The organism is Falcatimonas sp. MSJ-15 (assembly GCF_018918265.1).
Classification (GTDB): Bacteria; Bacillota; Clostridia; order Lachnospirales; family Lachnospiraceae; genus Falcatimonas.
The window spans coordinates 258,709-280,273 of record NZ_JAHLQC010000002.1; the positions used below are offsets into that span (position 1 = coordinate 258,709).

Annotated in this window: 11 protein-coding genes; 1 reads left to right on the forward strand and 10 read right to left on the reverse strand. The window is 32.2% G+C overall.

All coding sequences use genetic code 11. The annotated features are described in order from the left end of the window. Nucleotides 1-265 precede the first annotated feature (265 nt). Genes rfbD through KQI85_RS02255 form a run of 3 tightly spaced genes read right to left on the reverse strand, consistent with a single transcriptional unit; the run spans nt 266 to nt 4,553 of the window. Complete coding sequence (gene rfbD / locus KQI85_RS02245) at nt 266-1,108, reverse strand: dTDP-4-dehydrorhamnose reductase (protein WP_216574476.1); 843 nt, start codon at nt 1,106-1,108, stop codon at nt 266-268. Next, nucleotides 1,108-2,082 carry a glycosyltransferase family 2 protein gene (locus tag KQI85_RS02250; protein WP_216574477.1) on the reverse strand — a complete coding sequence of 325 codons (975 nt, stop codon included), beginning with the start codon at nt 2,080-2,082 and terminating at the stop codon, nt 1,108-1,110. The genes rfbD and KQI85_RS02250 overlap by 1 nt, the downstream gene beginning before the upstream one ends. Before the next feature lie 14 nt (nt 2,083-2,096). Then, on the reverse strand, nt 2,097-4,553 hold the full coding sequence (locus tag KQI85_RS02255; RefSeq protein WP_216574478.1) for a glycosyltransferase: 2,457 nt from the start codon (nt 4,551-4,553) through the stop codon (nt 2,097-2,099). Between the two features lie 223 nt (nt 4,554-4,776). Between KQI85_RS02255 and KQI85_RS02260 the strand changes: the two genes are divergently transcribed. Next, nucleotides 4,777-5,685 (forward strand): diacylglycerol kinase family protein, encoded by a 909-nt coding sequence (locus KQI85_RS02260; RefSeq protein WP_216574479.1) that lies wholly within the window; start codon nt 4,777-4,779, stop codon nt 5,683-5,685. Between the two features lie 193 nt (nt 5,686-5,878). On the opposite strand, the gene KQI85_RS02265 is transcribed toward KQI85_RS02260, so the two are convergent. The 7 genes from KQI85_RS02265 to KQI85_RS02295 all read right to left on the reverse strand — a co-directional run bounded on the left by KQI85_RS02265 (nt 5,879) and on the right by KQI85_RS02295 (nt 21,398). Beyond that, on the reverse strand, nt 5,879-7,783 hold the full coding sequence (locus KQI85_RS02265; RefSeq protein ID WP_216574480.1) for a transglutaminase domain-containing protein: 1,905 nt from the start codon (nt 7,781-7,783) through the stop codon (nt 5,879-5,881). 104 nt (nt 7,784-7,887) lie between these two features. Then, entirely contained in the window at nt 7,888-9,435 is a 1,548-nt protein-coding gene (locus tag KQI85_RS02270; RefSeq protein WP_216574481.1) for a hypothetical protein, read from the reverse strand. Nucleotides 9,436-9,883: 448 nt separating this feature from the next. Beyond that, a complete protein-coding gene (locus KQI85_RS02275) occupies nt 9,884-11,476 on the reverse strand; it encodes a glycoside hydrolase family 25 protein (RefSeq protein ID WP_216574482.1) in 1,593 nt (530 codons plus the stop codon). Between the two features lie 322 nt (nt 11,477-11,798). Beyond that, complete coding sequence (locus KQI85_RS02280; protein WP_216574483.1) at nt 11,799-14,909, reverse strand: LTA synthase family protein; 3,111 nt, start codon at nt 14,907-14,909, stop codon at nt 11,799-11,801. Continuing rightward, nucleotides 14,867-15,934: an acyltransferase family protein gene (locus tag KQI85_RS02285; protein WP_216574484.1), complete on the reverse strand. Its 1,068-nt coding sequence runs from the start codon at nt 15,932-15,934 to the stop codon at nt 14,867-14,869. Before KQI85_RS02285 ends, KQI85_RS02280 begins: the two co-directional genes overlap by 43 nt. A 432-nt stretch (nt 15,935-16,366) precedes the next feature. After that, the gene (locus KQI85_RS02290) at nt 16,367-18,697 is read right to left on the reverse strand and encodes a hypothetical protein (RefSeq protein WP_216574485.1); all 2,331 of its coding nucleotides are present in this window, start codon (nt 18,695-18,697) and stop codon (nt 16,367-16,369) included. 226 nt (nt 18,698-18,923) lie between these two features. Then, nucleotides 18,924-21,398, reverse strand: coding sequence for a hypothetical protein (locus KQI85_RS02295; RefSeq protein WP_216574486.1), 2,475 nt, complete (start codon nt 21,396-21,398; stop codon nt 18,924-18,926). Nucleotides 21,399-21,565: the final 167 nt, after the last annotated feature.

Below are 21,565 nucleotides of genomic sequence, written 5' to 3' on the forward strand. Positions count from 1 at the left end.
TGGCGATTTTTAACTTCTGAAAAGTATAATACCCTAAACTGATAATATAATCAACTATCATAAATCTAACATTTTCTTAATATTTTCTTAACATTTGCTCTATTTGCGCAATTTTATTATAATTAAAAGGAAATCCGAAAACCAGATTTCCTTTTAAAGTTTCTTTTTTAGTTTATAAACTTAGATTCTATATATTATCTCTTAACTAGTATATGCAATACTTAGAACATTCCATAAGCTAATCTTGGCACTCACTTACTGTATCTTATAATGTCTTCATATATTCAGCAAGTGCATCTTCCCACTGTGCAAATGTATGATTAGTTGTAAGTCTGAACATATAATTATCAAGAACTGAATATGCTGGTCTTTTAGCTGGTGTTGGATATTCTTCTGTCTTAATATAATCAACTTTAGTAGTAAGACCTTTCATCTCGAATATCTTCTTAGCAAAATCTGCCCAACTGCATAATCCTTCACATGTTCCATGGAATATACCATAATTCTCTGTAGGTATAAGAACAGCTATCGCTTTTGCAAGTTCTTTTGCACTTGTAGGTGAACCAATCTGATCACTTACTACTCTTACTGTATCATTAGTCTCTGCAAGACGTAACATAGTCTTTACAAAGTTTTTGCCTTCACCATATAACCATGCAGTTCTTACGATAAAATATTTGTCTGCGAATGCTTTTACGAAATTCTCACCCTCTAACTTAGTCTTACCATATGCACTCTGTGGGTTAGGTGCATCAAACTCTGTTCTTGGTGTAGGATCATCTCCTGCAAATACATAATCAGTTGATACATGTACAAGTTTTGCTCCGACTCTTTTTGCTGCGATTGCAAGATTACGTGGTCCTAATGCATTAATCTTATATGCTGCATCCCACTGGCTTTCACAAAGATCAACTGCTGTATGTGCTGCACAGTTAACTATTGCATAAGGTTTTACTTCATCTACAAGTGCAATAACTTTATCTACATCTGTAATATCAAGATCTGCAACATCTGTATTGTATATCTCATATTCTGTACTTCCTTCGTATTCTCTGTTAATTGCACGTCCAAGCTGTCCATTACATCCTGTTACTAATATTTTCTTCATTATTTCATTCTCCTTCTTACATAATCCACAAAATAAATCACTGTATTTATTAAAAGTTCAAACTCAATTATAATATAGCTTCCTATATTTTTCCATCTGAATTTTTGCTTTTTCAACTTATGTGCTGTCTTTATTCCTTCAAAAAGTCCTGAAAAATATTCCTTTGCAAAACCTTTTCTTGCAAAAAATACTATCTTTATTATATATCCAAGCACTAAGAATGGCAGATTAACAAGTAACTGTAATAAAGGCATATTCTTGTATATAACATATACATTATTACGTGCTGCCATTCTTACTTTGAAGCTGTTATATTTAGAACCTGTTGTTCCACTTCCAACATGATATACTATGGCTTTTGGTTCATAAGTGTTAATATATCCTCTCGTCTTGGCTCTATATCCAACATCTATATCTTCAAGATATGCAAAATGATTCTCATCAAAATATCCCATCTCTTCAAATACTGATTTTCTATAAATGGCTGCTCCACCGCATGCAGAGAATACTTTGCACGCTTTGTCATATCGTCTGTTTGGCTGTCCTACACCTCTTTGTGCTCCCCATCCAAGCAGATTGTAACTATCACCAGCATCATCCATAATATCCCTTTTATAGAAATTAACCATACGGCTGCTTACAGAGAATATCTTATCTGACTTCTCAATTGCTTTTACCATATATTCTACGAAGTTCTCATCTACTTCTGTATCATTATTAAGAAGCAGGACATATTCTGTATTTGCAGCTTTAATCCCTATATTGACACCACCACAAAATCCATAATTTTTATCCATCTTCATAAGTGTCACATTTTTATAGTTTTCTTCAATGAATTGAATACTTCCATCACTTGATGCGTTATCAACTATAAGTGTCTCAAAGTTCCTATATTTCTGTGCTGCAAGTGAATCAAGGCATGCTTTTAGAAAATGCTTTCCATTGTAATTTGGTATTACTACTGTTACTTTCATATTCAATCTCCGTCTTAATATTCTCTTAGTGAAAAATCTGATTTATCAAGTGTCAGATTAGGATTGTAATATGGATCTCCTTTTTCAAGTATGTCTTCCCATCTGTCTCTAAATCTTTCAATCTCGCTATTAAATCGTGCTACTTTCTCCGGTGTATCTTCAAGTCCTCTTGATTTGGATTCATAATGATATAATTCAGCAAATGCATCATATACTACAAGCTTACCTAATTTTCTTACTTTCATACAATAATCAATATCATTAAATGCTACTTTGAATTCTTCAGTAAGCCCACCTACTTCTTCAAATACACTCTTCTTAGTCATCATACATGCTGCTGTAACTGCACTATAATCCTGTGTACACATGGCTCTTGCAAAATACCCAGGTTCAAATCTTGGCTGTCCAATGAATGTATGACCTGCAATTCCGCCAAATCCTATAACAACACCTGCATGCTGAATAGTATCATCTGGATAATAAAGTCTTGCTCCTACAATTCCTACTTCCTCTCTCTGACATATAGAGAGCATATCAGATAGGCAATCGTCATTAATTATCTCTGTATCATTATTAAGTAAGAGAATATATTCTCCATCTGCTTCCTTCACACCAAAATTATTAATTGCAGAATAATTAAATTCATCTTTCCAATATAGAACCTTTACATTATCATACTCTTTTTGAATTTTTTCATAAAATTCAAATGTTTCTTTCTCTGTACTATTATTTTCAACAATAACAAATTCATAATTCTTATATGAAGACTTTGTTATTATCGAATTCATACATTTATATAAATCTTCTATATGATCTTTATTAGGAATAACTATTGATATCTTTGGTTCTCCTATAATATCATAATGTGTTCTATATATACCATAAAATGCGCCATCTGTTACATGACCTTTTATACCTCTTCTCTCAAGATGTGCTGCAATTGCACGTCTTCCAGCATCAAAAGCGTATAACTTACTCTCAGGATTCTCAGCTGTTGAATCAATATGAGCTCTCCAATGATATAATACTTTTGGAATATGATATATACATTCTGCCTGCTCACTGCATCTGAATATGAAATCATAATCCTGAGCACCATCAAATTCACTTCTAAATCCACCTATTTTATCAACAATCGTCTTTTTTGCTACAAAAAGATGACATATATAATTAACACTTCTTAAAAGATCTATATTAAAATCCGGTTTAAAATGAGGTTCAAAATATTTTTTTCCTTCCATATCTATCTTATCTTCATCTGAATACAAAATATCAATATTCCTATTCTCATTAATTGCTTTTGCACATTCATAAAGAGCATATTCCGGAACAAGATCATCATGATCACATAATACAATATAATCGCCTGTAGCTAATCTCAATGCATTATTCGTATTTTCTGATATCTGTGCTGTTTTATCAAGCTGAATATACTTTATTCTTGAATCTTTCTGCTTATACTGTTCAAGTATATCTTTTAGAATAGTCTTGTCACCACTTCCATCAGAAAGACATATTTCAAATCTGCCATATGTCTGTGAAATTAACGATTCAAGTAATTCTGCTAAAAACTTCTTATTAGTCTTATATAACGGTATTATAATACTAAACACTGGCTCATATTCAAATTTTGTCTGTCTTTGTCTGTCTATCTCTGCCTGTGATGGCTGATGCTTCTTTACAAACTTTGTATAATCATTCAAATTTACTTTAAATACTTTTGCATATACTTTTTTCAAAGTTCTCTTCATTCCATGGTGTTTCATATATCTGTATGCTTTTGAAGCATTATGCCTAATATTTATTTTTCCTGAATTAGAAAAATTCTTTATCTCTTTAATTGTAAAGTTTTTCTTTGTGCAGTCATCTCCACACTGTATCATTATCATAAGAGTTTTGCCAATAAATGGTACTGTCTTAATCTCAAATCCATATTTTCCTTCAAGACTTGTCTCTTTATATGCCTGAGTAACATCATTTCTGTATGAATATTTTATACCTACATCAATTTTATTTCCATTCTCATCACATATTTGTATATCAGCAGGCATCTTTGATATATACCATCCACGTATATCAATCTCATTTTTATCATTAATTGCAATATTATCAATACAATAATCAACCGAATCTTGTTTCTTAATAATATCACTAATTTTTAACTCGCCTATTTTTATCATTGAAGTGGAATTATCAATCTTTAAAGTAAACTTCTTATAATCTGTATAATTTTTTGGAAGTGTAACAAGTGCATAATATTCCTTACTTATACCAATTGCATATCTGGCATATCTCTGGCTTACGTCAATTCCGCTATATTCCTGCACTTCATAAGTAAGTTCATTATCATCTAAGAATATTCTAAGCTTATTGGCTTCTGGTTCGTCTCCCCTGTACACATACTGTACTATAAGCTTATTCTTATCCTCTAAATGAAACCTTACTGTTTCCACACTTATAAATGTCTGCATTTTCTCTCTCCTTACATTTATCCTTTCTCTATCTAATGCCACGTTACATTATAGCCGAATGAATTACAAATGACAAGATTAAATACTTATTTTACGATTTTATACAAGTTTTTCAAGTTTTTTAATCAATATATTTTAAAAAATTTGTTGCAAATTTAACAGTATTGAGCTATGATATCTTATCAGAATTTTAAAAATAGATAGAGAAAAGGGGAGCAATCAAATGAAAAAACTTCTATTTGTTTTCAATCCACATTCAGGTAAAGCTCAGATCAAAAACCGTCTGCTCGATATTCTTAACCTCTTTCAGGCTAATGACTATGAGATGGTTGTTCATCCAACGCAGGCTCGTCTAGATGCTTATGAACTTGTAAAAAACAGTGAAGGGCTATACGATATCATCGTCTGCAGTGGTGGTGATGGTACATTAAATGAGACAATTGCCGGACTTATGAATTACAAACCTGAGAACAGACCACTTATAGGTTATATACCAAGTGGTTCAACTAATGATTTTGCACATAGCCTTGGTATTCCAAAAGATATGCAAAACGCAGCCGAAACTATCATTGCCGGAAAAACTTTCTTATGTGATATAGGAAGTTTTAATGAACGTTATTTTAATTATGTAGCAGCTTTTGGTGCTTTTACAGAAGTGTCTTATGCCACATCACAGACTCTTAAGAATATGCTTGGTCATCAGGCTTATATTCTTGAAGGTGTAAAACAGGTTGGCAATATAAAAGCCAAACATCTTAAGCTTGAATATAATGGCGAAACTGTCGAAGATGACTTCATATTCGGTATGTTTACCAATACAAAATCTGTCGGTGGCTTTAAAGGCATTGTTGGTAAAGGTGTCAAACTTAATGATGGACTTTTTGAAGGAACTTTCATACGTGTTCCCCGTAATGCAATTGAATTACAATCCATTCTTGCTTCTTTACTCAATCAAAAACCTGACAGAATGGACAAACTTTTATATTTTAAAACTAACGAACTTAAGATTACATCTGATGAAGCAATCCCTTGGGTTATTGATGGCGAATTTGCAGGCAATCAAACTGAGATAACTATGAAAGTTAACAAAGAAGCTGCAAACATTATCGTTGGTTCAAAATATATAATGTAACAGCCTATACCATTATTTTTTACAATATATAATCCAAAAGGTCTGTAAACTTGAAATTTAATCATCAGTTTCTTATCGATTAAACTCTATGTTTACAGACCTTTTGTGATCCATTTAATAATTTCTAAAAACGTATTCCGCTACAAAAAACTTTTCTTATAAAATTTTAAATATACAATTACAATTCACTTTTCTACTGTTTCTGTGTTGATTTATTCTCAATTATAAGTATAATTCCTTCAAGTCGCTTTGACTGATGGTTGGTTCCCATCATTTCTCCGGCTTTTTTATAATCACTCCATCCATCATTTTGAACATGTCCCTTGTAGTAAAGATTATATTGTGATGCCTTATTGCCGGTAAGTGTAATTGTAAGTGCTTCAAGACGTTTACTTTCACCCTTTGTTCCTATATATCCATTATCAGAAGATACGTCTCCATTAATCTGAATATGTCCCTTCATGTGAAATCCAAGTCCTTCTACTTTTGATTCAATATAAAATCCTTCTATTCTTCTTGACTCGCCTGTTGTTCCTGATAATGTTCCCGGTATACAATATCCCATATCGCCATGATCCTGAACATGACTCTTATATAATGCTGCCCTCGTTACATTCTTAAATATAACATCAGATGCCATATCAGGTGCCTGTTCATTCTTTGTTACGATATACTGAATCTTGTCTATTTTTTTGCTAAGCCCTACTGTTCCACTAATCTCACCATTCTTAGCCCATGCAAGCCATCCATATCCATCAACATAACATCTGTAATATACATTGTTATTCGCATCTTTTGGAATACATCTTATAGCCTGAAGTTCATATCCTGATACTCCGCATATATCTGCCTCATCTCCCCATCCAACATTCGCTGTATGCCCCTGAACATAAGCTCCAGGGATTGTAACAAGATCTATGTAACTGGCATCAGATGGTATAATAGTCTTTACTACTTTGCTTATCTGACTGCTGTCACCTATTCCACTATTACCACCACTACTACTATCTGTTGTTTCTTCTTCTGATGGTCGTTCTACTATACTGGAAGGATCAAAATCATTCGCTGGTGCTGATGGAACATCGTACATAAACATAACGCCTGTATTAGCAGGAGTATTAGGTGTATGACTTACTAAAAAACCTTCTCCTCTTGCAAAATAACTATAAAATGGTCCAAGTGTCTTGCCATCATCCCATGTAACATCAAAATTATAGTAGGCACCATCATCCATTTTTGCAAGATTCCATGCATGACCACCTCCTGCTGCCACACCAACAACATATACATTATCAATATCCATTGCATTAAGTACAACCGAAAATGCCTTAGCATAACTTTCACATACTGCACCTGCATTACTCTCATCAAATACACCAAGTATATTATGTGCAAAATTAGTTGTGAGTGGATTACCATCTTTATCATAAGCATAATCAACTTTATTAATTATATAATCATGAACTGCTTTAACCTTATCATAATCAGATGTCTTAACAGAAGCTACATTCACATATTCCTTAATCTTATTATTAACAAGATTCTCATACCCTCTCCTTACATCATAAGACGCATATTCTGCATCTGATGTTACGTACAGATTACCTGCTGAATCATAAGCTACATATCCATCTAACCAGAAATATTCCGGATTATCATACTTATATACAACATAAGTCTCTATCGCTTCCTCAGTTGTAAGTCCAAGTGCTTTAAAATTAACTTTACCAATTATATATCCGCCATAGGTTGTCATATCGCTAAGACTTCTGTTACTCACTGCATAGGCATCACATACGGATTCAATTGCAATATAAAGCTGCTGTCTTGCTGCACTATTACTTCTCTTTGAAAGATCTGTATAACCATAATCATTCTTATAATTATTAATCTGATTAACTGCATTAAATGACGCATTATTATATACAAAACCATTCTCTGAATATTGCCCTACTTCTATAAGATTATCTTCAGATATGCTTGTATCCGGAATTTCAACAATAATATCTTCTGCATAGACATCAGATTTCATATATGCTGTCATGAACACTCCTGTTAATGCTGTCGTAATTATATACTTTTTCCAATTTTTCCACATAAAAAAATACCTCCTGTACATTTTATACAGAAGGTATCGAACTTTTATCGCCTAAATCAAATTATCTTTCTATAAACTTTATCATTTTTACACAATGTTTATTATTAATTAGTAGTTATTGTAACTGTATACTGCCCATTAACAAGTTCTCCAATATCTATCTTAAAACCCGGTTCAACTGTTGGATATCCATTCTCATCATACATTCCATAATTATCTGTTCCAAACTCTACTATTGAACCTGATGTATAGAATCCATTATTGTCATTAACAAGGCTTATTACTCTTATGCCTTTATCTGTTGTATCATAATACTTAGAAAAATTATTATACTTAAATGACTTCTTCTCATTATCTTCATCAGTAATAGCTTCTGCATCAACATGGAAAACTCTTATACCACCATCATCAAATATTCCATAATTATTGTTCTCTGGTGTTATATACTCGATTACAAAATATTCAGAAAAATAATTTTCATCAAGTTCTCCTACCGGAACAATAATCATATTGCCGCCCTGTTCACTGCTTGTTGTCCTAAGAATATATGTTGATGATCCCTGTGATAAATCACATATACTAACATCAGATTGTCTAAACCATCCTAACATCAACTTTGAAAATGCTCCAAAATCGCCCCATGAATCATCCATTCTCTCATATCCTGCTTCTCCATTAAGACCTTCCCAATCATCTGGTGTATTATACTTATAATAATCCGGAAGCCCCATAAGATGTCCTATCTCATGACAAAGTGTCGCATTATATGTCTTCATATCGTCTCTTAAAGGCTGCTCATCATTGATTACATATCCTTTTAGACTTATTCCATCAACACTGAATTCTGGATTGATATACCATGTTGCCTGACATCCATACCAAAAATCATCGTCTGAAGTTCCATTAACTGGCACATTAAAAGATATACAATCAATATATCCATCTTTGTTACTGTCATAATCAGAATAATCTATCTGTTCATCAAGTGCCTGCAATGTTTCCATAACAAGTGTCTCATATTCTTTACCTTCACTATAATAATTACGAGGATTCTTCGCTGTATATGTATATACATCTCCGTCAATGCTCATATTACCATACGATGCCCTTTTATAATATGCACTAACACTTTCTAATGGATAAAATGTTGAAGCTCTGTCTTCTTCACCAAATATCGCTTCTTTAAGTTCGTCTGCCTGCAGACAGTCATCTGAATATCCAAGGTCTGGAAATTCAACTTCAACAACAATCGCCTTTACATCGCCTATTGAAGGTGTTGTTGTATCAAACTCTGACAGTGGTGCTTTTATAAGGTTCAAAACATCGTCACTGTCATTCTTCGTAACATTATTATCTTCTTTCTTCTCGATATGTTCACTTAATACTGCTGTTTTTTTCTTACCATCCGTAGATGTTTCATCCTGTACGGTGTTATCAGTTATCTTAAACACTTCATCTGCGACTCTGCTATATGTACCATCTGATGAATCGCCATAGATCTGCTGTGTAATCATGTTCAGACACCACTCTGAACCATTGTTCCACCAGCTGCCATCAGCATATACATCTTCATTAATTACATCTGTGATACATATAAATACGAAAAGTGCTGCTATAACAGATAAAACTGCCGTTATTAGTTTCTTTTTCATTTTTCCTCTGCCCTCCATAGTTGTTGTCGCTTATATTTTTCTCATATTATCACTCATTCATTGTAACATCATAATATCACCTTTAACAAGTGCTTTTTCATAGGAATTAAGTGCTATATGGAAACCGTCTAAACTCGCTTAGTTCCTAGGGTTTCGGGCATTTTTTGAGTTTCTTATTTTTAGTAAATACAAGGTATTTTCAAACTGTCAGTTCTGCTTGTTTTAGAATATTTTTTTAGTTATTTTTTCTTCAAAAACCGCTGTAATTTTCATAATTTTAGTTTCCCTGTTTTTTTATTTTTATTCTTTATTTTGTTCTTTTTATTCATCTATATATATAACTTTATTTATTTCATTGTATCTATTAATATTAACAAATAGCAAAAAATTCCCCAGAAGATGCCAACAATCATCTTCTGAGGAATCTAATATATTCTACATTCTCAAATTAATCCAAAAGATATGCATTCATATCTACTCTACCGCTAATACCTGCGACACTTCCATCGCTTGTATACTGCCACATTTTATACTTTTTAGTATATGAACATCCATCAATTCTCCATTCAGCTACCCACTTATCATAGCTGTCAAGACGTCCATCTGTAAGGTATGTGTTAAACCAGTAACTATTAGCATATATACCCGCTATATATCCTGCTCTTGTAATCTGTTCAAGATAAGCATATGCCCATCCATTAAGAGTCGTAGGATCTTTTGGCATACAGTCATCTTCCATATCAAGATATACACCCATTGTAGGATTATGACCTGATACCAGTCGCAACATATGATCTATCTCACTTTGAAGATGGTCATCTGATGTTGCGTATGAATAGAGATATACTCCATAAGGAATTCCAAGTCTCTCACATTCTGAAATATTTTTTGCTGCTGTTACATCATCCTGATCTGCATCATTATCGCCATATCCAACTCTTATTATGGCAAAATCAATTCCATCACCTTTAACTGCATCCCAGTTGATTGTTCCCTGATGTCTTGATACGTCAATTCCAGTCCATGAACGAATATCACCCATATCATTGTAATAATAATATCTTCCATTAATATTCTGCCATCCTGTCATATCTGCTGCAGCTTTTCTGCCTTCATACTGACCATTATACATATAATGTGTATAATAGGCTTTTACATTATTACCAAATGCAGCTCTTAAATCATCATACTTATTTCTGTAATAATTATAATTAAATCTACTATTAGCCTGACGTCCTTCATTAATTCCGCTTGTTGCAAAATGCTGAATTAATTTGTACCAGTCATTACCAAAAGCATATCTTAAATCAGTATAATTATTATAATAGTAATCAAAATTATAAACAGCTGAATAATCTACTCCACCGTATGAAGAAGTTGAATATCCACTTCTTCCCTCATTATATCCATTATTCATATAATGAATATAATATGAAGCAACATTATTACCAAATGCGGCTCTCAAATCACTATAACGTGTTCTATAATAATAGTAATCAAAGCCGTTACTTGAAGCTCTTCCCTCATTAATTCCGCAGGTTACAAAATGTTTTATTAATGCTCGTGGATCATATCCAAATGCACTAGCTACATCTGCATTATGTGAATAATATGCATCTGTATTATATATTCTGGAATAATCTACTCCTTCATATACAGTCTTAGATTCACCAAGTCTGCCTTCTGCTTTACCACTGTTAACATAATGCATATAGTATGATTTATTATCATTACCAAAAGCAGCTCTTAGATCAGAATAAGCAGCTTTATAATAAGACAATCTGAATGCATCGCTTGCCTGGCGTCCTTCACGCATACCATTAAAAACAAAATGTTGCAATAAAGCTCTTGCATTATTACCGATTGCCGCATATACATCAGGATTATGACTAATATAATAGTCTTTGTCATATACAGCCGAATAATCTATCCCACCATATATAGTATCTCCTGATGCAGCAGATACACTCTTCACAGGATAAGCAGTAAACGCAACCAACATAACAAGCAATAATACAACAAGTTTCCTACATTTTTTCATACGTCTCTACTCCTTTTTTTAATTTACGTACACTATGAAATGTTAAAAATGAAGCCCTATAATCCCCATCTGCCTAGTCTTATGTCTTTCCTTTATGTAACAAAGATGAAATATTAGCTAAATTTTTATTAAACTTCAAAGCACTACATGACATATATCGTCCTTTTAGGTTACATAATTTATTTCTTTTCATAATATTGTACGCGTTGTTTTAATAAATGTGTTACATAAACTAGCAAAACAACTTTTCAGCAATAGATTCATTTTTTACAAGTATTGATTATATTCTACCTTGTAAGTCTTTGTCAATTCCTTATTCTGCCTATTTAGCAGTATTCACTGTTTTTTCTTCGTAAAACCATTTTTTGCCATACATTATATCGTATTGGATTAGTTCATATATATCTAACCCGCTTGTATCAGTAACAAATGCCTTAGTTATCACCGGATAGTCATCTCTAAGTGAATATATATAATCATAATATGAACTGTGTTCAATACCTGCATCAAGAATTATCTGTGGTGCTAACTGATTCGGTGATATATATTCACATCCTATATCAATATCCTTATAGTTAGAATATGCTACAATAGGCGTACTGTACTGATTATATGGATCATCCGTAAATCCATACGTTGAAAAAGCTTCAAGCATAGGCAGATGATCCCCAAAGAAGTATGCTATAGTAGGTGTATCCGTATTCTCAACATAGTCTATTATAGATTCAATAAATTTATCATCCTCAATAACAGTCTGTGCATACTGATTTACTTCTGAAAGTTCCGAATCACTTAACATATCATTTTTAACAGTGACATCCATATCCGTATATTTTGAAAGATACTCTCTATGTCCTTCAATTGATACAGAAAATAAGAATAATGGTTCATCATTATCTTCGCTTTCCTTAGCTTTCTCTATTATCTTATCTGCTAATACACTATTCTTCATAAATCCGTCTGCTGTACAGTTATCTTTGCTAAAATCAAAGGAATCTCCCGATATAAACTCATCAAATCCCATACAATCATATACTGTATTTCTATTATAGAATGAACCTGTATTAGGATGTACAGCAACTGTTGTATATCCATTATCATCAAATTCCTGTGCTAATGATGGTAATGAACGCTTATTAGAGTTAAAAAATGTTGTATATGGTACAAGATCTCCCGGGAAGAATGAAACCGATAGTCCTGTTAATGCCTCAAACTCAACTGAAGCTGTTCCACCACCATATCTTGGTGATATAAGTGTTGCTACTTTATTCTCTTTTGTTACAGGATCTAATACCATGTCTATGTCAACATCACTAAAACGATCAAGTTCAAACTGTGATTCCATCATAACTACTATAATATTAGGCTTTACTTCATCATCTTTTTTATCACCGTACTTTTCAATCTCGATATCATCGAACAAGTCACTATACTGTGTTATCATCTCTTCTGTATAATCATCCGGTGCAGATGGAAATATTTCTTTGTATTTTAACACATTAAAATAATTATATACAACAATCCCTCTTATCTGTGCATCTTCTCTCTCACTTAACCAGTTAAGACCTATATTAATATTAAGTCCATCACTAAATGCATTATTTTTTACATCAGCAAAACTTATAAACATCAATATTATAAGTGGTACAAATGAAAATAGCCTTATTCTGACTTTAAGTGCATCTTTTATTCTCTTTCGTTCAAGGTATATTACAACTGCTATTACAACAACAAGAAGCAGAACAAGTGCAACTCTCTTAATAGTAACATATCCCTTTGCTATTCTAAAGAAATCTGATATCTGAAATACATCAGCTATTGTAAAATATGTATCATGGAATATGAGTTTTACAATATTACCTACTAAGAGAAATATATATGCCGCTCCAAATATTATATTAGCTACACCTCTGTTAATAAGCGAAGCCACACAAAGATACATAACTATAAACAGGAACATATTAAGCAGATTTACCGGCTGTGCAAAGTAATTAATTACATTATATGCAATTACACTCCATGTATAATTAAACCCAAGTATGTAATTAACCATTTCATAAATTAATAGTAATACCAAAAATACAACCACTGAGCGGTTTGCAATATTTATATGTGGTAGTGCATAGCTTTGTTTATCTTTTGTAAAACATGCATATATCTCAAGAATTGCCATCCATGATGTAACAGCTATCATAATATTAAACAGATATTGTGTACTGTGTGATGACTTAAATAACATTGTAATTGTACTTCCATACTCACCAGCCATCTGACCTGATGCCCACATAAAAAATGCACAAAAGAGAACATATCCAAATGTATATTTTTTTACATCTCTTTTTTCAGATATATCCACATTTCTGCTAAGAAGTGCACTTATTATAATCGGTATGAAATAAAGTAAAAGATATAAATAGCTCATACCAGCAAAAAGCGTCTTCCACATAAGTATCACACTTATAGCAAACATTCCCGGAACAAGTCCATATCTTACTCGTTCATTAAGTTTATCTATTACTTTATCTACTTTTGTATCTCTTTTTAGCTTGTTAATTGCAAACCATATAATTGCACTAACTGGTCCAAGAAACATTCCTGTCAGTGTTGCAAATTTTACATTATGATATTTGTGTAAAAGACATGTTGCAATATAGAATATAAAGAATACTGACAAAATTATATCCTTAAGATTCTTAAATACAGTACGTCCTTTTGACATATAGTAATATAGTATATCTATAACCAATGCTGCTATTAATGATATGATAATATTGATAATACACATAATTACTCGTACTTTTACAAAAAAGTTATGTATTGTCCCAATATATTCATTATCTATAATAAATGACGGATCATCAGAATCACATTCTATAACAAGGCTGCTATCGTCCACTTTAAGATTACAATTTTCATAAATTGAAATGTATGTATATAATTCATCTCCCTTTACCTCATCAAATGCAAGACCAAACCATTTAAAATATACCTTATCAATTACGATTGTTTCACATCTATTAATCGGATCTATTCTTAATGCTTTTAAATCTCGTGACTTATACTTCATAACAAACTGACATTGATTATCATCAACTAATGACGTTATACATTCATCAACATTAAATCCCTTACCTGTATCATAAAACAATTGTCCGACTCTTCCATCCACAATATCCTCATACTCAATCACCATACTATAGTTCGTGTCTATCACCCCAACTATCTGCAGCAACGCAAAAAACATAACTGCAAATATGACACTCACTACAACAATTCTCTTCTCTTGTAAAAATTGTTTCATCTTCTCTCTCTCTTTCATATAATTCATCTTTTTGATTTTGAGATATTGTATCATAATTGTATCTTTTCGTAAAACACTTTTTATTATCTTTACTTTTTCCTCTTTGGATATCTTATAAGCAGAGTAAGCCATCTGTTAATCATCTCTATACATAGAATCTCTAACAGCATCGTTATAATAGCGATTATAATTCTTCCTGTAACACTTCTATATTCAATACCTATTATATAATCTTTCAACTGATTTTGTGTATAATTAAACAGTTTTATCGAATAATATAGCACAGGTAATGGTTTGTGTGTTGCCATAACGATTAGTGAATCTCTTCCATAATACTCTGCAATTCTTAATCTTCCTATCATATTACAAGCACTTAAGAGTGCCATACTGCCTGTCACTGCTCCTATATAAAATCTTATAAAATCAGGAAATACACACATATGCACATCTACCATTCCACATTTTTGCTGCATCATCATATTAGCAAATATCAAAACAATAATAGCCATAAATTTTATAATATAATTAAGTTCTGCATATACTTTTTCAAAAAAATAATACAGGTATCTTCCAATTACAAGAAATGTAAATCCACACAGTGAATGTCCTGCAACTATAATCGCTTTTACTTTATAAGCTGATATAATCTGTGATGTGTCTACAGTCTTAATATACACAGATATAATATATGTAACTGCTGCTGCCATAACTGCCATGATAATATTAAATATTCTACTTCTGTATGTGATAATATGTATAATCTTTGCATAAAACATCGCCGGCAAAAACCATAATGCACTTGTTCCTTCTAATATCAGTATATCAAATACAGTTGTATACAATCTCTTATATGCAACTCTTCCCGGTTCAAAGAAGTATACATACACAATATATGCATACGCAAGAATGCAAAATACTACATACGGATACAAAAGCCTCTTTGCTTCTATTAATATATTCTCTGTTAATTTTTTCTTTTTCCATCCATTGCTATGTTCCATAAGCATCCCTGTTATTATAAAAAACACAGGTACATGAAATGAATATATCCATCTATTGCATGTATCTTCTATCATATACACATGTCCTAATACTACAAGAAATATAGCAATGCCTTTTGCAATATCAATATAATGCAATTCTCTCTTTTTATTCATATTTTTCCCCCATATTTACATTTTTCTTATTTTTTAACTATCAAACCCTATTTTATACAATATCCTATTTAAACTGTTTTTAACATTACTCTTCTATTCTAACTATGCTTACATACTCTAACTGCTAACATTTTTTATATATTCTCACTATCCATACATATCTCAATACATTCTAACAAATACATTCTATTTACTTCTCAATACATTATAACATAACTGCAATACCTTGGACAGCTTACAATAATATATATACTATCTCATCTAAAGTTATAAAAAATGAATTTTATCCCCACTCCTGGCAAAGAGCTTTACAAAGAGCCGTTATATAAGGTTCAACCTAAGCATAAAACAGGGATATCATCCTATATATAGGCAATATCCCTGTTTTAGATAAGTTATTAAATCTTTTATAACTTTTTTATTCTTCTATAATCATCTGTCCATATAACTTGAACTTCCTGATTTACCTCTGTCACCTTGTTCATGAGTCTTTTGATATAATGATTCATTAAGAACTTCACCTTTTTTAACAACCTTTATCTCGATTGATTCAATTCTGAATGAATGTCCACTTGTTCCTGCTACTTCACCATTCTTAGCCCAACCAAGCCAGCCATATTCCTGAACATGAACTCTATAATAGATATCATAATATTTAGCATAATCATTAAGCAGTTCTATTGAGAATGCTTCCATTCTAAGACCTTCTCCAGGACATCCAACTACTATTGTACCATCATCTGTAACTGTCTGTGTAAGATCTCCTTTGTTTTGAACATGTGCTGTCATTTTGATATCATCTGAACTTATTCCATTAATCTCAAGGCTCTCTATTCTTCTGCTCTCGCCATGTGTACCAACATTGATTATACCTGTTGATTCATCATAATCTTCTTCAATTTCACCATATCCTTCTACATATCCTGCAAATGCCATATCAATTGCCGGTACTTCTTCTTTTGCAAGTGTATCTTCATTAAGCCATTCTGAATATGATGTAGTAAGTGTACTCTGTGCTTTTGCTATAGAAAATACACCAAGCTCATCTGTTACAAATTTGACTTTTCTATCTGCTGCTGTAGTTGTATATATAGCTTTTCCATTAAGATATACTGTATAACTGTCACCATTATTAAATCCTGTATTAGTAACTGCTATCCATAATGGTTCATTCTGCTCTGGCTGATTCTTAGCTGATAATGATGCTGTAAAACTTGTAATAGCATTCTTCATCTTATAAGATGACTGTTGGCTTAATACATCACTACATACTAACTTAAGTTCTACAGGATTAACCGGATCTTTAACATTAAGTATATCATTATCTGCATAAGCTATAGTAAGACCATTAGCGACAACTGTTGTCTTATTCTTATCTGTCTTAGCAGAATTACTTACTGCATAATGATATGGATAATCTGCTTCCATACATTCTTCTATAAGTTCATAGGCTTCATATGATAATTTTTTACAATCAATAGTTCCTGCAATAATGCCTTTAACTGCACTCTTTAATACTACCTGATTAGCTTTATTTGCTTTTACAAGTTCATTAATATATGCTTCTTTATGTTCAATATTATTAATATCAAATGTCTTGTCAGATGATTTTGGTGCAACAGCTATATATGCTGACTGCGTAAATGTTCCTGCTGAACTTACATTATCATATGTCTTAACAGTTGCTGTTACCTTAGTATAGCCTATCTGTTTACCAGTTATGCTAAGCTTTGTACCATAACTGCTTGAATTGTATGAAACTGAAGCTATATCACTATCTTCAACATCATAAACAACATAAGTTGATGATGTGTTAAGTGTTCCTGATACATCTTTAAGTCCATTAATATTACCTGCTGTTCTTCCTTCTTCAACTGCCATATTATCAAATGCTGTTCCAACAACATATATTGTTGCAGGATAAGTATATGCTGTTCCATTAAGCCATGCTGTTGATGTTGGTGTTATTGTATATTTACCACTTACTTCTGCTTTAAAATAGCCTGTTTCATCATTATATGTCGCATAAAGAGTCTTGCCATCAGATGATTTAACTCTATGTACATTACCTGATATAATTTCTTTTGTCGTTGTGCCTGTTTTAGCTACTTTATATTTTATATTAGCATTACAATTAGATGGTTCAACCTTATTAGTAATTGTAATCTCATCATCAACACTTATAAAACTCTGTGATGCATTAACAGATACTCCTATCGCAGGAACAAGTCCTGTTTCTGCAACTATTGAACATCTTCTTACATAAGGATTAGTTCTATTTTTAACCCATAATGAAACTGTTACATCAAGAACTGCACCTTCTGTAACACTACTGCCTGCTGCTATTGCAAATGATGGAATATCTTCTGATGAATTTTTAAGTGTTACTGTTGCTTTTCCACCTGAAAAACCAACTGCTGAAACTGAATTTTTAACAGATTTTGATATACTGAAAAGATTACTTCCAGCTACTCCATCAATATTATATGCTTCAAATTGATACTCAAGCTTTTCATATTCTGTACCACCTGAAAGTGTTGTATATATCGCTTCTGTATCTGTTACTGAGTAACCTGATGTTGCATTATCAGGCAGATATAATACCATATCTGATGTCGTATCTATTTCTATTCCAGATACATTGGCTGATGCTGCATACACTTTTTTGCCATTTCCATAATTTGCTGATGTTACTACAAATACAAAAGCAAATATAATTGAAAGAACCACTTTACTTTTCTTCGTTTTAAACAAAATATTCATATATATCCCCCAGACATAAAATATTGTTAGATATCTTCTTCTCCCTCTAATATGATGTCGGTTATGATATGTTATATAGTTAGCCTATAAAAACATATTATATTCTATTAAGAGATTATGCATTTTTACTTTATAGTAATTTTATATTTATTCCTGCCAAAAATATCATATCCTGTCACAATTTCAAACTCATTAGCACTTAATAAGATATTGCTGTCAACACCCATTACTTTCTGTCCATATATGCTGCTTGTCCGTCTTTACCTCTATTGCCTTCTTCATATGTTTTTACATATTTTGATGTGTCAAATGTTGTACCTTTTTTTACAATAGCAATCTCTATTCCTTCTATTCTAAATGAGTGTCCACTTGTTCCTGCCATCTCACCATTTTTAGCCCAGCCAAGCCAGCCATAATCCTGAACATGAACTCTGTAATATATATCATAAGATTTACCATATCTATTAAGTAATTGCATTGATATTGCTTCCATTCTAAGTCCACTTCCTGAATCTCCAAGTGGAAGTCCACCCGACTCATCATAGGCGTATGGTGTAACATCACCTCTATTTTGTATATGTGCAGTAACTTTTATATCATCTTTATCAATTCCATATATTATAAGACTCTCAAATCTTCTGCTCTTGCCATATGTTCCAAGTGATATTATTCCTGTATTAGTATCTACCACTTCATTCTTAAGTCCTTCATCCTGAACATATCCTATAAATCTCATATCAAGTGCAGGTGCAACAACTTCATCATCTGGATCTTCTGACGAATCTGATGAGCTTCCACCTGATGAATCACTACCAGAAGAACTTCCATCAGATGAATCTCCATTATCTGAAGAACCGCTATTTCCGTTGTCTACTACTTCTCCATTATTAGTCTCCTTACCTATAAGCCATGCTGACATCTTAGTATCTGCTACTCCATTATCAAGAGATTTTGATATTGATATTACTCCCGGATTATCAACTACAAATGATACTGTGTTATTCTCTGCTGTCTGAATACATACTCTTTGCTTGTTATTATATATAGCATACTGTGTTCCGTTTTTTAATGAACTATTCTTAACTGTGAACCATAATGCTCTATCCGGCTGTGCATCTTTGCCATATCTTGTAAATGACGGTTTGAAATTAACTACTGAATTCCTTATTACATAACCATCATCATCAGAATCTGTTTTATTACATGTCATAACAACTTTAACTGTATTAAGTGGATCTTTTGAATCAACAACTTTACTACTTGCAAATGCAAGTGTAAGTCCTGTCGTTGTTATAGTAGTTGTACTTACTTTATTATCTATTTTTTCAGAATAATAGTATGGATAATCTGCTTCAAAAGTTCCTTGCATTCTCTCAATTGCATCTTTTGATAGTTTTACAGAATCAAGTGTTCCATTAAGAAGTTCTTTTGTTGCGTTGCGAAGAACTGCTATATTAGCTCTATTACATGCTACTAATTCATTAATATAGGCTTCTTTACAACTATTACCAACAGTATCTGTAATACTAAAATCTTTCGCAGAAGACTTTGGTGCAACAACTATATATGCTTCTTTTGTTATATAATAATTAACATTTTTATCCATTGAAGTTACTGTTGCTGTAATCTTTGTAAATCCAGGTTTTACACCTATAACTTTTAGATTAGCTCCATACGCCTCGCCAGAACTCTCTATCGTAGCAATATTCTCATTAGCAACCGCATATGTCACCTTACAGTTATTGGCATTAAGCCCTCCGACTGTATCACCTTTTGCATAGATAAAATTACCTTTTGTAACGCTTCTTCCCGCTTCAACACTTATATTCTCAAAAGATAAATCAACAACATTAACTATTTTTGTTATAGGTTTTCCACTAAATGCAGATGCCATCGGTATAAATTCATATACACCTGCCACACTTGCTTTAAATATACCTGTATTCTCATCAAAAGTTGCATATTCTGTCTTGCCATCTGTAGATTGTAGTGTATGTACTCCACCTGTTAGTTCATCACTAATACTTTGCTTATCCTTAGTTATCTTATAAAAAATAGTCGCATTACTGTCTGTTGGCTGCATATTAGTCTTAATAACAGTCTCAACTCCTGTTCTTATTATATCTCTTGTCGCTGTTACCTCAAGAGCTGTAGGAACTGTTAGTCCATTATCAAGTGTAAATACTGCACGTCTTACCATTGGTGTTGTTCTGTTAGTAAGCCACATTGTCACTGTAACTTCAAGTGTTGCGCCTTCGCTGTATCCTTCTCCGGCAGTTATATAGAATTTTGGCACTCCATTTTTGCCTGTCGAAAGTGTCGATACTGCTTTTCCTCCTGTAAAAGATACTGTTGTGTCGTTATCTTTTTTAATAACAAAACAATCATTAACATACTGCTTATCCATATTTTTAGCTTCAAAATAATATTCAAGTTTCTTAAATGTCGTTCCACCTGTAAGTTGTGTTTCAAGATATTCTGTATTAGCTGCCTGTAACTTTGCTGTAGCACCTGTTCCATTCTCGGCATAAAGTATCACATCGGCTGTTGATGATATCCCTATGTCAGTTGCTTCTTTTTCAGTTGCAGCATATACATTCAAAATTTTTTCATTTTCATAATACATATTTGATGTACATACCATAGCTAAAGACAGGACTGCTGCCAATATTAGTTTTTTTCCTCTTGCTAAGCACTTCATAATATATCCTCCACTATATTTATTTTAGATATATTTTCTCCCCCTCCAGGTACTTCTTTCAAATTGTTTAGCTAAAATACAATCTATACAATTCTATGTTTAATCTATCGGATAAAATTTTATATACTAATATTATGCTTTTCTTGATTTTTTATTAAATAATTATG